Source organism: Stenotrophomonas sp. 05N423 (assembly GCF_056397145.1).
On sequence record NZ_JBFTMV010000004.1, the window covers coordinates 291,515 to 306,255 of the forward strand.

16 protein-coding genes are annotated in these 14,741 nt (G+C 67.4%); 10 read left to right on the top strand and 6 right to left on the bottom strand.

The features are described from left to right. The 7 genes from mazG (at position 1) to gcvH (ending at position 4,628) form a co-directional block, all read left to right on the top strand. Positions 1-816 (top strand): nucleoside triphosphate pyrophosphohydrolase, encoded by an 816-nt coding sequence (mazG, locus tag AC1DGW_RS09570; RefSeq protein WP_478022229.1) that lies wholly within the window; start codon positions 1-3, stop codon positions 814-816. Then, positions 816-1,145: a YnfA family protein gene (locus AC1DGW_RS09575; RefSeq protein ID WP_478022231.1), complete on the top strand. Its 330-nt coding sequence runs from the start codon at positions 816-818 to the stop codon at positions 1,143-1,145. The genes mazG and AC1DGW_RS09575 overlap by 1 nt, the downstream gene beginning before the upstream one ends. Before the next feature lie 39 nt (positions 1,146-1,184). Beyond that, positions 1,185-1,487 carry an Mpo1-like protein gene (locus AC1DGW_RS09580; RefSeq protein WP_478022139.1) on the top strand — a complete coding sequence of 101 codons (303 nt, stop codon included), beginning with the start codon at positions 1,185-1,187 and terminating at the stop codon, positions 1,485-1,487. Positions 1,488-1,547: 60 nt separating this feature from the next. Continuing rightward, positions 1,548-2,516 carry an SPFH domain-containing protein gene (locus tag AC1DGW_RS09585; RefSeq protein ID WP_478022141.1) on the top strand — a complete coding sequence of 323 codons (969 nt, stop codon included), beginning with the start codon at positions 1,548-1,550 and terminating at the stop codon, positions 2,514-2,516. A gap of 3 nt (positions 2,517-2,519) precedes the next feature. Further along, the gene (locus tag AC1DGW_RS09590) at positions 2,520-2,951 is read left to right on the top strand and encodes an NfeD family protein (protein WP_478022144.1); all 432 of its coding nucleotides are present in this window, start codon (positions 2,520-2,522) and stop codon (positions 2,949-2,951) included. An 88-nt stretch (positions 2,952-3,039) separates the two neighbouring features. Beyond that, positions 3,040-4,146, top strand: coding sequence for a glycine cleavage system aminomethyltransferase GcvT (gene gcvT, locus AC1DGW_RS09595; RefSeq protein WP_478022148.1), 1,107 nt, complete (start codon positions 3,040-3,042; stop codon positions 4,144-4,146). 86 nt (positions 4,147-4,232) lie between these two features. Beyond that, positions 4,233-4,628: a glycine cleavage system protein GcvH gene (gene gcvH / locus AC1DGW_RS09600; protein WP_478022151.1), complete on the top strand. Its 396-nt coding sequence runs from the start codon at positions 4,233-4,235 to the stop codon at positions 4,626-4,628. Between the two features lie 73 nt (positions 4,629-4,701). Here the strand turns inward: gcvH and AC1DGW_RS09605 are convergent, their stop codons facing one another. After that, entirely contained in the window at positions 4,702-5,136 is a 435-nt protein-coding gene (locus AC1DGW_RS09605; RefSeq protein ID WP_478022153.1) for a hypothetical protein, read from the bottom strand. 386 nt (positions 5,137-5,522) lie between these two features. Between AC1DGW_RS09605 and AC1DGW_RS09610 the strand changes: the two genes are divergently transcribed. Then, entirely contained in the window at positions 5,523-6,011 is a 489-nt protein-coding gene (locus tag AC1DGW_RS09610; protein ID WP_478022155.1) for a hypothetical protein, read from the top strand. A gap of 584 nt (positions 6,012-6,595) precedes the next feature. On the opposite strand, the gene AC1DGW_RS09615 is transcribed toward AC1DGW_RS09610, so the two are convergent. Then, positions 6,596-8,008: a serine hydrolase domain-containing protein gene (locus tag AC1DGW_RS09615; RefSeq protein ID WP_478022157.1), complete on the bottom strand. Its 1,413-nt coding sequence runs from the start codon at positions 8,006-8,008 to the stop codon at positions 6,596-6,598. Between the two features lie 300 nt (positions 8,009-8,308). Here AC1DGW_RS09615 and AC1DGW_RS09620 point away from each other — a divergent pair, with 300 nt between their 5' ends. Further along, positions 8,309-9,610 carry an NTP/NDP exchange transporter gene (locus AC1DGW_RS09620; RefSeq protein WP_478022161.1) on the top strand — a complete coding sequence of 434 codons (1,302 nt, stop codon included), beginning with the start codon at positions 8,309-8,311 and terminating at the stop codon, positions 9,608-9,610. A 30-nt stretch (positions 9,611-9,640) separates the two neighbouring features. On the opposite strand, the gene AC1DGW_RS09625 is transcribed toward AC1DGW_RS09620, so the two are convergent. The 4 genes from AC1DGW_RS09625 to AC1DGW_RS09640 form a co-directional block, all read right to left on the bottom strand. After that, positions 9,641-9,862 (bottom strand): hypothetical protein, encoded by a 222-nt coding sequence (locus AC1DGW_RS09625; RefSeq protein ID WP_478022164.1) that lies wholly within the window; start codon positions 9,860-9,862, stop codon positions 9,641-9,643. A gap of 167 nt (positions 9,863-10,029) precedes the next feature. After that, entirely contained in the window at positions 10,030-10,506 is a 477-nt protein-coding gene (locus tag AC1DGW_RS09630) for a hotdog fold domain-containing protein (RefSeq protein WP_478022167.1), read from the bottom strand. A gap of 67 nt (positions 10,507-10,573) precedes the next feature. Further along, on the bottom strand, positions 10,574-13,045 hold the full coding sequence (locus tag AC1DGW_RS09635) for an acyl-CoA dehydrogenase (RefSeq protein WP_478022171.1): 2,472 nt from the start codon (positions 13,043-13,045) through the stop codon (positions 10,574-10,576). After that, positions 13,042-13,932 (bottom strand): alpha/beta fold hydrolase, encoded by an 891-nt coding sequence (locus AC1DGW_RS09640; protein WP_478022173.1) that lies wholly within the window; start codon positions 13,930-13,932, stop codon positions 13,042-13,044. The genes AC1DGW_RS09635 and AC1DGW_RS09640 overlap by 4 nt, the downstream gene beginning before the upstream one ends. 185 nt (positions 13,933-14,117) lie before the next feature. Between AC1DGW_RS09640 and AC1DGW_RS09645 the strand changes: the two genes are divergently transcribed. Continuing rightward, entirely contained in the window at positions 14,118-14,720 is a 603-nt protein-coding gene (locus AC1DGW_RS09645) for a TetR/AcrR family transcriptional regulator (RefSeq protein WP_478022176.1), read from the top strand. The last annotated feature ends 21 nt before the right edge of the window (positions 14,721-14,741 follow it).

The following is a 14,741-nucleotide window of genomic DNA, read 5'->3' on the forward strand; positions in this document are numbered from 1 at the left end:
ATGGGCGAGCCGGGCGACATCGGCACCCTGCTGCGGATCATGGCGCGCCTGCGCGATCCGCAGGGCGGTTGCCCGTGGGACCTGCAGCAGGATTTCTCGAGCATCGCGCCGTACACGATCGAGGAAGCCTACGAGGTCGCCGACGCGATCGACCGCAACGACCTGGCCGATCTCAAGGACGAACTCGGCGACCTGCTGCTGCAGGTGGTGTTCCATGCGCAGATGGCCAGCGAGCAGGGCGCGTTCGGCTTCGCCGACGTGGTCGCGGCGATCAGCGGCAAGATGCTGCGCCGGCATCCGCACGTCTTCGGCGATGTGCGGGCCGATGATGCGGGCGAGGTCGTCGCCAACTGGGAGCAGATCAAGCAGCGCGAGCGCGCCGACGCGGGCGATACGGATGACTCGGCGCTGGCCGGCATTGCCCGCGGCCTGCCCGAGTGGCAGCGTGCGCTGAAGCTGCAGAAGCGCGCCGCGCGCACCGGTTTCGACTGGCCCGACGTCGCGCCGGTGCTGGACAAGCTGCGCGAGGAAGTCGGCGAGGTGCAGGCCGAGTTCGCGACCGCGGCCTATGCGGACAACCATGCGCGCCTGGAAGACGAGATCGGCGACCTGCTGTTCGTCTGCGCCAATCTCGCCCGCCATGCCAGGGTGGACCCCGGCAGCGCCCTGCGCCGCGCCAACCACAAGTTCGAGCGCCGCTTCCGCGCAATGGAAGCGCTGGCTGCCGCGCGCGGGCAGGCGATGTCCGCGCTGGACCTGGAACAGCAGGAAGCGCTGTGGCAGGCGGTCAAGCGCGACGAAAAGAGCGCGACGTGATCAAGACGCTGGCGCTGTTCCTGCTGACCGCGCTGGCCGAGATCGTCGGCTGCTACCTGCCGTGGTTGTGGCTGCGCCAGCAGGGCAGCGCGTGGCTGCTGATGCCGGCCGCGGCCAGCCTGGCGCTGTTCGCCTGGCTGCTGACCCTGCACCCGACCGCCAGCGGCCGCGTCTATGCCGCCTATGGCGGCGTCTATGTCTGCGTCGCGCTGCTGTGGCTGTGGCGGGTGGACGGCGTGGCGCCGACCCGCTGGGACCTGCTCGGCGCCGGCCTGTGCCTGCTGGGCATGGGCGTGATCATGGCCGGCCCGCGCGGCGGAACGGTCTAGGGCGCTATGCTGCGCGCATCGCCCGTCGAGGGATGCGCCATGGCCCGTTTCGGCAGCTTCCGCGAGTTCTATCCGTTCTATCTGCGCGAACACCGCAACCGCACCTGCCGCCGGCTGCACGTGCTCGGCAGCAGCGCCGCCCTGCTGTGCCTGCTGGCGGCCCTGTTGACCGGGCGCTGGCCGTGGGCGCTGGCCGCCTTGTTCTGCGGCTATGGATTCGCCTGGGTGGGGCATTTCTTCTTCGAGAAGAACCGCCCGGCCACGTTCAGCCATCCGCTGTATTCCTTCGCCGGCGACTGGGTGATGTTCGCCGAGGTGCTGCGCGGGCGATTGCCGTTCTAGCGTCCGCCGGCTGGCTATACTCGGGTCGGACATGAATCGGATTCCACAAGGAGCGTACTGATGGGCAGCGGTGTTTTTCTCGCATTGGTGATCCTGGTGGCCGGCGCCATCGTGCTGTTCAAGACGGTGCGCATGGTGCCGCAGGGCTATGAATGGACGGTGGAGCGCTTCGGCCGCTACACCCACACCATGTCGCCCGGCCTGCACTTCCTGATCCCGGTGGTGTACGGCGTCGGCCGCAAGGTCAACATGATGGAGCAGGTGCTGGACGTGCCCAGCCAGGACGTCATCACCAAGGACAACGCGGTGGTGCGGGTGGACGGCGTGGTGTTCTTCCAGGTGCTGGACGCGGCCAAGGCCGCCTACGAGGTCGCCAACCTGGAGGTGGCGATGATCGCGCTGGTGCAGACCAACATCCGTACCGTGATCGGCTCGATGGACCTGGACGAATCGCTGAGCCAGCGCGAGACCATCAACGCGCAGCTGCTGGGTGTGGTCGACCATGCCACCAATCCCTGGGGCATCAAGGTCAACCGCATCGAGATCCGCGACATCCAGCCGCCCCGCGATCTGATCGATTCGATGGCGCGGCAGATGAAGGCCGAGCGCGAGAAGCGCGCGCAGATCCTCGAGGCCGAAGGTTCACGCCAGTCCGAGATCCTGCGCGCCGAGGGCGAGAAGCAGGCCGCCGTGCTGGAAGCCGAAGGCCGCAAGGAGGCCGCGTTCCGCGATGCCGAGGCGCGCGAGCGCTCGGCCGAGGCCGAGGCCAAGGCGACGACGATGGTGTCCAACGCCATCGCCCAGGGCGACGTGCAGGCGATCAACTACTTCATCGCGCAGAAATATGTCGAAGCCTTCAAGGAGCTGGCCAGCTCGCCCAACCAGAAGCTGGTGCTGATGCCGATGGAGGCCAGCGGCGTGATCGGCTCCATTGCCGGCGTCGCGGAACTGGCGAAGGAGGCGTTCGCCAAACAGGAAGAGCGCAAGGCTTCCGCGTCGCGCGGCAATCCGCCGCCGCTGGGGCGCTGAGCCATGCGCTGGGAAGTGATGGGCTGGGCGGCGCTGGCGGTGATCCTGTTCGCCGCCGAGGCGATGGCGCCCGGCGCGTTCATGCTGTGGATGGGCTTCGCCGCCACCGCCGTGTTCCTGGTGGTCTGGGCATACGACGGCCTGGCCGTGCTGATGCAGGTGGTGCTGTTCGTGCTGCTCAGCTTCGTCTCGATCCAGATCTACCGCACCTGGTTCCGCAGGCGCGCGCGGCCCAGCGACCAGCCGCTGCTCAACCGCCGCGCCGAGCAGCTGATCGGGCGGGTGGTGGTGCTGGACCAGGCCATCGCCAACGGCGCCGGCCGGGCCAAGGTCGACGATGCGTTCTGGGTGGTGGCCGGCCCGGAGCTGCCCGCCGGCAGCCACGTACGCGTGGTGGCGGTGGATGGCATGACACTGAAGGTGCAGGAAGCCTGAGGCGACGGCGGCGCGGCTTCCCCGCGCCGCCATGGGCTTTGCCCGCGGCCATCTGGGATAATGGCGTCTTTCCTCGCATGGAACGGCCATGACCCTGAAGACTCTCCTCAACGAAACCCACCGCTCGCTCGGCGCCAAGATGGTCGATTTCGGCGGTTGGGACATGCCGATCCATTACGGTTCGCAGATCGACGAGCACCACCTGGTACGCCGCGCCGCCGGCATGTTCGACGTCAGCCACATGACCGTGGTCGACCTGAAGGGCGCGCGCACCCGCGAGTTCCTTCGCCAGCTGCTGGCCAATTCGATCGACAAGCTCAAGGTCACCGGCAAGGCGCTGTATTCCTGCATGCTCAATGCGCAGGGCGGGGTGATCGACGACCTGATCGTCTACTTCCTGGCCGACGACTTCTTCCGCATGGTGGTCAACGCCTCCACCCGCGAGAAGGACCTGGCCTGGATCCGCCAGCATGCCGCCGCCTTCGGTGTGGAGGTCGTCGAGCGCGAAGACCTGGCCATCGTCGCCGTGCAGGGCCCGCAGGCGCGCGCACTGGTCGCCGGCCTGGTCGCCGAGGCCGACCGCGCCGCGCTCGAGAAGCTCGGCCGCTTCGCCGCGCTGGAGGTCGCCTCCGCCGACGGCGTGCCGCTGTTCGTCGCGCGTACCGGCTACACCGGCGAGGACGGTTATGAAGTGCTGCTGCCGCAGGCGGCGGTCGTCGCGTTCTGGAACGCACTGCTGGCCGCGGGCGTGAAGCCGGCCGGCCTCGGCGCGCGCGACACGCTGCGCCTGGAGGCGGGCATGAACCTCTACGGCCAGGACATGGACGAAACCGTCAGCCCGTTCGAAGCGGCGCTGGCCTGGACCGTCGCCCTGGACGAGGGCCGTGACTTCACCGGCCGTAGCGTGCTGGAAGCGCAGAAGGCCGCCGGCAACGCGCGGCAGATGATCGGCCTGGTGATGGACGAGAAGGGCGTGCTGCGCCATGGGCAGAAGGTGCTCACCGCCAACGGCGAAGGCGAGATCCTGTCCGGCACGTTCTCGCCGACGCTCGGCAAGGCCATTGCCTTCGCCCGTGTGCCGGCCGGCGAGCCGGGCGACGTGCGCGTGGACATCCGCGGCAAGGAAGTCCCGGTGCGCGTGGTCAAGTTCCCGTTCGTGCGCGACGGCCAGCCGCAGCCCGGCATCAACGTCTGATTCCCCTTGGCCGCGCGGGGCATCGTCCAGCGCGGTCCGTTAAACTAAGCATCCATCCCGTCCACCGTTTCTTCCGGAGCAGTTCCATGAGCGAGATCCCTGGCGACCTCAAATTCCTCAAGTCCCACGAATGGGCCCGCGTCGAAGGCAATGGCCGCGTCACCGTCGGCATTTCCGACCACGCGCAGGGCTTGCTCGGCGACCTGGTCTACGTCGAACTGCCCGGCGTGGGCGACACGGTGCAGGCCGGCAACGCCGCCGCCGTGGTCGAGTCGGTCAAGGCCGCCTCCGACGTCTACAGCCCGGTCTCGGGCACCGTGCTCGAAGTCAACGAAGCCCTGGCCGACAAGCCGGAGACCATCAACGAAGACGCCTACGGCGAAGGCTGGCTGTTCGTCGTGGAGATGTCCGAGCCGGAGCAGGTGAACGAACTGCTGGGCCCGGACGACTACGCCGAGCTGCTGGAAAACGACGACCACTGATCCGGTCGCATCGGACGTACAGGACGGCCGCCCAGTGCGGCCGTTTCTGTTTCCGGCATCCGGCTCGTTGGCGTCATGTCGCCGCTGCGCCGCCTTGGCGATGATCCCGGGCATCGCCAAGGCGACTACCGGCATGACGACGGATATCCGTCGCCCGGTTCCAGGGGTGTCGACGACGATGGACGATGGCCGCGCACGACAGTCGATCGGGGCGACGAAGCGACGCCCGGATATCGTCGTCGCGATTCGCGGGAGGGCAACAACGGCTCGCGAAGGCGCGAAGTGTTTGCGCAAAACGTTGCCCGCGGCACGCGAAAGTGCGATCGCGGCGGATGGAATCCAGGTTCCGGCGGCATTTTTTTTTCACACCGCCCGAGCCGCGCGCCAGCGCACGGCGCGTGTGCGATGCGGAACGGCGTGCGCGCATGTCGCGAACGAATAGTGCTTTTTTTACGATGTTTTTTACATGCGCCGCGAACGCATGCGCGATGCGGGCGGCGTCGCCCATGGGTGTGGGCGCGGCGAAGACGGGCGTCGTCGGCACGACCGACGTGAAGCTTTTCGGAAAAAGTTTCGCGCGGGTAGTTGACAGTAAAAAAAAGCGTGATTAGGTTTCGCCCAGCAGACCTTTGCTGCGGAAGCGAGTGAGCCGGATCAACATTCAGATGCGAAGCACAACCTGGACATCCGCCACGTGCACAGATGGTGGAGCAGGAGCCGCTTCCTTCCGCGAAACACCCCCGAACAAGACATGGCACCCGTGGCGGGAATCGTTGCGGGTGTTTCTGTATCCGTCACGATGCGGCTGACGCATCGTCGGTCCTCCGCGGTACACCGCGGATTTGCTTCAACTGGGCATTTCAATTCCATAGATCACTGACGAGGAGCCATCCAATGGCCACGAAGAAAGCTGCGAAGAAACCGGCCGCCAAGAAGGCGGTGAAGAAGGTCGCCAAGAAAGCTGCTGCCAAGAAGGCGGTGAAGAAGGTCGCCAAGAAGGCTACTGCCAAGAAAGCAGTGAAGAAGGCGGCGAAGAAGGTTGCCAAGAAGACTACCGCGAAGAAGGCGGTGAAGAAGGTCGCCAAGAAGGCCACTGCCAAGAAGGCAGTGAAGAAGGCGGCGAAGAAGGTTGCCAAGAAGACCACCGCGAAGAAGGCGGTGAAGAAGGTCGCCAAGAAGGCCACTGCCAAGAAGGCAGTGAAGAAGGCGGTGAAGAAGGTCGCCAAGAAGGCCGCCGCGAAGAAGGCGGTGAAGAAGGTCGCGAAGAAGGCTGCTGCCAAGAAGCCGGCCGCCAAGAAGGTCGCTGCCAAGAAGAAGCCGGCTGCCCGCAAGAAGAAGGCGGCTCCGGTCGCACTTCCGGCCACCCCGGCGCCGCTGATCTGATCCAGCGCTGAGCTGTACCTGGAACTCCTTCCCCGACTGCCCAGCGGGGAGGGAGTTTTTTTATGCGTGCTCGTCCGGTGGTCCGGCCAGCGCGGACGAACGGTGGGCCATCGACGGAGTGGCCGCCGGGTGGAATGACGAGCGGGATGCCGGGTACGCGGAAGGCGGCGAAGGCGCGACTGCAGGAAGGCGCGGGCAGAGGCCGAGGCGAAGGTCGCGGTGCCGGGGCATCGCCATCTCATCGATCCGCCCCGTTCGCTGCTGGGCGGGGGGCATGGCTGTCATTGCAGCGGCATGTTGGTTGCACGGCGCCCGCGCCTGGATGACGACAGGACAGATGTTTCCAGGGCAAAGCCAGCCGAAGGGTGACATACAAGAACGTGCGCCATGGAAAAAGTGGTAGGACAGCCGTTTTTCACGGCGAAGCCGCCCGAAGGGTGGTGCACAGGGATATGCATCATGAAAAAACGGCAGGACAGCCGTTTTTCACGGCGAAGCCGCCCGAAGGGTGACGCACAGGGATGTGCGTCATGAAAAAGGCGGCCGAAGCCGCCTTGCAGGTAGAGAGATGCCGCGTCGCCGTGTCAGCGCGGGGAGGCGGTGGCGCGGTCGGAGGCGACGCCCTTCTTGCCGCGGGGGGCGCTGGCTGGTGCATCCTCGGCCATCAGGTTGTCGCTGCCGAAGTCGGTATCCACATCCAGCCAACGCTGCGTGGGCAGGCCGATGGCGCGATCCAGGATCGTGGGCATCAGGCCGCTGGGTACTGTGCTCTCGCCGTTCCACAATACGGCGATGCCGAGATCGCGCTCGGGCAGCAGGGCGACCAGGCCGCGGTAGCCCTGCACCGCGCCGGCATGGAACACCACGGTGTGGCCGGCGTAGTCGAACACGCGCCAGCCCAGCGCATAACCGGCCGAGTCCAGTCGTTCGCGGCGCCAGCCCGAGCGCATCTCGCCGGGCGTGTTGACCAGTGGCGCGTGCAGCGTCGCCAGCAGCGGCGCGGGGAGCACGTCGGGGCGATGCCCGGTGTGGGCCAGCAGCCATTGCGCCATGTCGCTGGCGCTGGCGTTGACGCCGGCGGCCGGAGCGACGCGGTAGTAGGTGGGCTTGGGCGACAGCGACACCCAGCCGTTGCGGCTGCGGACGTGCGGGTGCGCCCAGCGCGGGCTGGCCTGGATGCCGGCCAGGCCGAGGCTGGCGTCGTTCATGCCCAGCGGCTTGAAGATGCGGCGCTCGACCGCCTGCTCGTAGAAGCTGCCGGAGGCGGCATAGACCACGTCGCCGATCAGGCTGAAGGCGACGTTCTGGTAGGCATAGCAATCGCCCGGCTCGCACTTGAGCGGCGCGCTGGCGAGCCTGCGGGTCAGCGTGTAGTAGTCGGCGTTGGCTTCGATGTCGCGGTCGTAGGCGTTGTACGGCAGGCCGACGCGATGGCTCAGCACATCGGCTACGGTCAGTCGGCCGGTCGCTTCGGGCGTGGCCAGCTGGAAGCCGGGCACATAGTCGGTGACCTTGCTGTCCCAGCGCAGGGTGCCGTCGTTGACCAACAGGCCGGCCATCGTGCCGGCGAAGGCCTTGGACAGCGAGGCGAGGCGGAACACGGTATGCGCATCGACCGGCTGCGGGTTGCCGATGTCGGTGACGCCGAAGCCGCGCGCGGACAGGATGCGGCCGTTCTGCACGATCGCCATGGCGATGCCGGGCACGCGGTTGCCGTAGGTGAGCTGCTCGGCCATCGATTCGATGGCGGCGACGTTGAAGCCGTCGGGCAGGGCCTGCACCTGGTCCGGGCGCAGCGCGGCCCGGTAGGGCATCGGCTGCGTCGGCGACTGCATCGGCGCGTTTTCCAGGTTCACCGGCAACTGCGGCGCCGATTCCGGCAGCGGCTGCGGGGCGGTGGGCGTCTGGGCGGTGGATGACAGTGCGAAGGGCATCAACACACCGAGCAATCCCGATGCCACCGGACGGAAACGCCGGCGTCTGCTGTTGTCTTTCATCGTGATCGATGCCTGCTAGCTAAGGCTGTCGGCGATTCTAGCGCCGCTCTTCGCGATTGCACAAACAGGAGCAAGATGAATGGGCATCGCGTTGATATTGCTGATTTTTGTCGTTGGCAGTCGAAGTGGCGGCCGTTGGCGGCGCCGGTCTCTGCAGTGGACCGTCCAGCGCGTGCTGCAGTGGATGCTGCCGGCGCCATGGCAGGAGGTCCGCAATGGCGGCGTTTCAAGTCCGCGCGCACTGGCGATGTTGCAGTGCATCGGATACCTTGCGCGCTTCGTTGCAAGGGATACAGGCCGATGCGGTCCGGTCAGGGCAGGGTACATACGGGGGAGCGGCTGGCAGTCGCGCTGTCCTTCGCCTATTTCTTTTGTGTGCTGGCCGCGTACTACGTGATCCGCCCGCTGCGCGAGCAGCTGGCCGCCGCCGTCGGCTCGACCCAGTTGCCGTGGTTCTATGGCGCCACCTTCATCGGCACCCTGCTGCTGTCGCCGTTGTTCGGCGCGCTGGTCACGCGCTGGCCGCGCCGGGTGGTCATGCCGGTGGTCTACGTGTTCTTCATCGCCTGCCTGATCGGCTTCGTGCCGCTGTTCGCGTGGCCGGACCTGCTGGCACCGAAGACGCTGGGCGTGATGTTCTTCGTCTGGGTCAGCGTGTTCAACCTGTTCGTGGTGTCGGTGTTCTGGAGCTTCATGTCCGACATCTGGGACAGCGAACAGTCGCGGCGCCTGTTCCCGGTCATCGCGGTGGCCGGCACGGTAGGCGCGGTCACCGGGCCGATGCTGACCCGTTCGCTGGTCGGCGTGATCGGCGTGGCGCCGCTGCTGGTGGTGTCGGCGGCATTGCTGTGCCTGGCACTGGGCTGCGTGGTCGCGCTCGGGCGCTGGGCGCGGCGGCACGGAGCGCGCCGGAATGAGCCAGGCAATGAGGCGGCGGTCGGCGGCGGCATGTTCGACGGGCTCAAGCAGGTGTTCGCCGACCCGTTCATCCGCAACATGTCGATCCTGCTGTTGCTGGCCGACGGCATCGGAACGGTGAACTACGCGCTGGTCACCGACTATTCCGGCGCTACGTTCGCCGATGCGGTGGCGCGCACGCGCTTCGCCGCCAACATCGACCTGGCCGGCAACGTGCTGACCGCCATCACCCAGCTCACCCTGACCCGCTGGCTGCTGCCGAGGAAGGGGCCGGGCATCGTCATCATGATCTGGGCGCTGGTCAGCGTCTGCGCGCTGGCGCTGGTGCTGTTTGCGCACGATCCGCATGCGCCGGTGCTGCTGGGCATGCCGGCCGTGGCGATCGCGCTGATCGTCAGCCGCGGCCTGGCCTATGGCATGGCCGAGCCGGCGCGGCACAGCCTGTACACGCGCGTGCCGCGCAACGTGCGCTACAAGGGACAGAACGCGGTGGATACCGCAGTATGGCGGTTCGGCGACATGTCCATCGCCCTGGGCATGAACTGGCTGCGCCTGCTTGGGGTAGGCGCTGCCGGTTTCGCCGGCGTCAGCGCGACCGCGGCGGTGGTCGCCGCCAGCATCGGCTGGCGTCTGTCGCGCCGTCCCGAGGGCGTGTCGGCGCAGGAAGCGCGACCTTCGGCCTGATGCTGGAGCCTGGCGGGCGTCGAGGGATGCTCACCAGAGCAGCCACAGCGGCACCGCATACAGCGCCATCCCCAGCGCGAACAGGGCGCTCAGCAGGTGTACGCGCCAATCGTCGATGCGCAGGAACATGAACTGCTCCACGCCGCGTCCCAGCCAGAACAGCGCCATGAATCCCAGCAGCGCCCGCCCCAGCGGCGTGGCCGGCAGCTCGCGGGCGAAGGCCAGCGACACCGCGCCCATGCCAAGGAACACGTAGACCAGCGCAGATTGAGGATCTGCATGATCGCGCGGTTGGCCGGGCTGTTGCGGGCGAGGTCGTGCTTCCAGTCGAACAGCTCCCAGAAGCCCAGATGGAACGCCGCGAAACCCAGGCTGTGCACGCCACCCAGGCGTACCAGCAGTTCGGCGCCCTCCATGGCTCATCCGTTCCCGCGGCGCGGCGACACCCACATCGCGATGCGGGCGACGAATACTTCGGTACCCGCGGCATCGTGGATACCGACCCGCACCGGCAGTTCGTAACCGGTCGTGGCGCTGGCGATGAAGCGCTCCGGCACGGCCACCGCCTTCAGGGTGCCACGCGCCTTGGCCTGGTAGCGCACGTCCATGCCCTTGGGAATCCAGCGCATGTCGGCCGGCAGCGAGGCATCGACCATCAGCCCGGCGGTGAGTTCGGCCAGGTTGCACAGCGCGATCGCATGCACCGTGCCGATGTGGTTGCGCACCCTGCGGCGGTCGGCGAGCGTGCCTTCGCAGCGGCCGGCCTCGAGCAGGGTGATGCGCGGGGAGATGCTGGCGAAGTAGGGCGCCTTGAAGCACACCGCGCGCGCGAACAGCCAGCGGCCGCAGGGCCAGCGCGACAGGCGCCGGTAGAGCGAGAGCAATGGAGCGGTCATGCCTTCCTCCTGAAAAGAAACGGCGGGCCTGCGCCCGCCGTTTCCGGTTGCCGATGGCTGCCTGGACTCAGGCGACCTGCGAGGGCTGCTGGCCTTGGCGGTCGTAGTACGAGGCCGCGCGCAGTTCGTGCGGTTCGAAATCGTCCACGGTGATCGTGTCCAGGGTGATCGCGCGCAGTTCTTCCAGCAGGGTGCGCTCGTCCTGGGTGATGACGCCCTCGGCTACCGCCTCGTCCAGCTGCGCGGGGAAGGTGAGCGCCTCGATGCCCTTGGTCTTGAGCGCCTTGAGGAACTTGCGCTCCACCGGCTCGGCCATGACCGCCTTGGTCAGATAGCTGGCGATGCGGCCGCCCGGGTTGTTCTCGCACGGGGTCAGGAACACGCCCTGCGCCAGGCGGTCGCGGGCTTCGTTGGGCGACATCAGGGTGGCGGCGACGCGGCGGCTCAGGCGGTCGCCCGGGGCCTCGGCGCGGCGGCCGAACGGGAAGATCAGCGCCCACATCAGCCAGCCGATCGGACGGATCGGGAAGTTGCGCAGCGCCGCCGACAGCGACTCCTCGATGCGGTGCACGCTGTCGTGGAACGCCCAGGCCAGCAGCGGCTGGTCGGCGGTCGGCGCGCCTTCGTCGTGGTAGCGCTTGAGCATCGCGCTGGTCATGTAGATGTGGCTGAGCACATCACCCAGGCGGCCGGACAGCGACTCCTTGAACTTCAGCTTGCCGCCCAGGGTCATCATCGAGATGTCAGCCATCAGTGCAAGGTTGGCCGAATAGCGGTCCAGCTTGCGGAAATAGCGGCGGGTGTAGGCGTCGCCCGGTGCGGCGCCGAAGCGAGCGCCGGTCAGGCCGAACCACAGCGAGCGCACGGCGTTGGAGATACCGAAGCGGACGTGGCCGAACAGCGCCTGGTCGAACTCGCGCAGACCGGCTGCGCGGTCTTCGTCCTGCGCGGCCTTCATTTCCTTCAGCACCCACGGGTGGCAGAGGATCGCACCCTGGCCGAAGATCAGCAGGCTGCGGGTCATGATGTTGGCGCCTTCCACCGTGATGGCGATCGGCGCGGCCTGCCAGCTGCGGCCGGCGAAGTTGCGCGGCCCCAGGATGATGCCCTTGCCGCCGATCACGTCCATCACATCGGAGATGACTTCGCGGCTCATGTTGGTGCAGTGGTACTTGGCAATGGCCGACGGTACCGACGGCACGTCGCCGCGGTCCACCGCCGCGGCCGTGGCCTGTGACAGCGCACTGATCTTGTAGGCCTTGCCGCCGATGCGGGCCAGGGCCTCCTCCACGCCCTCGAAGCGGCCGACCGACAGGCCGAACTGCTTGCGGATGCGCGCATAGGCACCGGTCACCACCGCGCCGGCCTTGGCACCGCCCGACGCGGTGGAGGGCAGAGTGATGGAGCGGCCGACGGCCAGGCACTCGTTGAGCATGTTCCAGCCCAGGCCACGCTTCTCGGCGCCGCCGATCAGCTGGGTCAGCGGGATGAAGACATCCTTGCCGCGGATCGGGCCGTTCTGGAAGGTCGAGTTCAGCGGGAAGTGGCGGCGGCCGATTTCAACGCCGTCAGTGTCACGCGGCAGCAGTGCCAGGGTGATGCCGATGTCCTTGGTGTCGCCGAGCAGGCCGTCCGGGTCATACATGCGGAAGGCCATGCCGATCAGCGTGGCCACCGGGGCCAGGGTGATGTAGCGCTTGTCGAAGGTCAGCTTCAGGCCCAGCACCTCCTCGCCCTTCCACATGCCCCTGCAGACGATGCCGAAGTCGGGGATGGAGGTGGCGTCGGAGCCGGCGAACGGGCCGGTCAGGCCGAAGCAGGGCACTTCGATGCCTTCGGCCAGGCGCGGCAGGTAGTAGTCCTTCTGCTCCTGCGTGCCGTAGTGGTTGAGCAGCTCACCCGGCCCCAGCGAATTGGGCACACCGACGGTGGAACTGACCACGCTGGAAATGGAGGCCAGCTTCTGGATCACCTTGTGGTGCGCCAGCGCGGAGAAACCCAGGCCGCCGTACTGCTTGGGGATGATCATGCCGAAGAACCTGTTCTTCTTGATGAAGGCCCACAGCTCCGGCGGCAGGTCGGCATGGACATGGGTGATTTCCCAGTCGTTGACCATCCTGCACAGCTCTTCGACGGGGCCATCGAGGAAGGCCTGTTCCTCGGCGGTGAGCTGCGGCTTGGGGTAGTCCAGCAGCTTCTGCCAGTCCGGGTCGCCGGTGAACAATTCGCCCTCGAAGCCGACCGAGCCGGTTTCCAGTGCGATGCGCTCGGTCTTGGACAGCGGCGGCAGTACCTTGCGGAACACGCCCATGAACGGCGAGGTGATCAGCGGCTTGCGCAGGAACGGCAGCAGCACCAGCGCGCTGACCAGCGCCAGGATCGCCGCGGCGACGATGACCGCGGTCTGGTCGACGCCAGCGAGCCAGCAGATGCCCAGCAGCACGACGCCGATCACCGTCCAGGTGACCAGCCGCATGCGGTGGTAGGCGACGAAGGCGCCTGCCAGCAGCAGGGCCAGGAAGGGAACGACAATACTCATGGACTTGCTCCGGTAACGTGCTCGGTACGGGCGGACGCTGCGGCGGAAGCCGGGGAGAGCGCGTCCAGATAGTTCAACACGGCGGCGGTAAACGCGTCGTTGTCATCGCCTGCCACCATATGCGTGGCGTCGGGCAGATGCACGTGCCGCGCATGCGGCACCAGCGCCAGGAATTCGGCCACGGTCTGCGGCGTGACCAGGTCGCTGCGGCCACCGCTGACCAGCAGCACCGGGCATTCGACGCGGCGCGCGGCCTCGGCGATGGCGTCCTGGTGCTGCTCGCTGTCGCGCGCCAGTTCTTCCACCAGCCGCGGATCCCAGTGCCAGCTCCAGCGGCCGTCGCCGTTGGGACGCAGAAGGGCGCGCAGCGCGTCCTCGCTCTTGCGCGGGCGGTGCGGCATGTAGGCGGCGATGCTGTCGGCGGCGGCTTCCAGCGAGGCGAAGCCTTCCGGATGCGCGCTCATGAAGGCCAGGATGCGTTCGACACCCCGTGTTTCCCAGCGCGGGGTGATGTCCACCAGCACCATCGCCGCGAACAGGCCGGGCCAGCGCGCTTCGGCCATCAGCCCGAACAGCCCGCCCATCGACGCGGCGACCAGTACGGGCGGCCGCGGCAGTTCGCCGGCGACGATGATCAGGTCGTCGGTGAACTGTTCGCCGTGATACGGCAGGTCGGCCGGATTCCAGTCCGAGCCGCCATGGCCGCGCGCATCGAAGGCCAGCGTGGCATGGCCGGCGGCATGGAGCGCCTCGGCGGTTGCCGTCCACGCGCCGCGGGTCTGGCCGAAGCCATGCGCGAACAGGATCGGCGGCCTGCTTCCGGTGGTTTTCGAGGCGGCCAGTCCGATGCCATGGGCACCTTCCAGCCGGATGTCTTGCGCATGCATGCGAGGGTCACGAAGATGGAACCGTACTCGATGGTATGGATTCGCGGCTGCGCTTGTCAATACTGATGGGTATGGATTGGGATGCCTTGTCTGCCATGGCTTTGGCGGGCATCCATGGGCGGTCGCGCGGGGCATTGGCGCGACGCATACTGCAACCAGTCCCCGGCGTATGGTTAAATCAGCGGATGAACGAATCTTCAGCTTCCCCGGCGGAAACCCGCGGTACGCGCAACAGCCGCCTCAGCGCGGACGACTGGGCCCAGGCGGCCCTGGACCTGATCGCGGAGCAGGGTGTCAGCGCCGTCGCAGTGGAGCCGCTGGCCCGCCGCCTCGGCGTCACCAAGGGCAGCTTCTACTGGCATTTCCCGTCCCGCGACGCCCTGTTGCAGGCCGCGCTGGAGCGCTGGGAGCTGGTCGAGCAGCAGCAGGTGTTCGGCAGCCTGGAGGAAGTGCCCGATCCGCGCACCCGCCTGCGCGCGCTGTTCCAGCTCGTCGCGCACGAAGTGACGCCGCATGTCATCTACAGCGAACTGCTCAAGGCGCTGGACAACCCGCTGGTGCGCCCGGTGATCGACCGCGTCTCGCAGCGCCGCCTGGACTACCTGATGGCCTCGTTCCGCCAGGCCGGGCTGAGTTCCACCGACGCCCGCCACCGCGCACGCCTGGCCTATGCGGCTTACGTGGGCTTCCTGCAGCTTTCCCTGCAGCTGCAACAACCGAAGCAGGCGCGCGAGGAGTTCGAGTCCTACGTCGAGCATGTGATCGAGACGTTGATTCCGAACGGGTGAGAGGTGGACGTTGACGTCCAT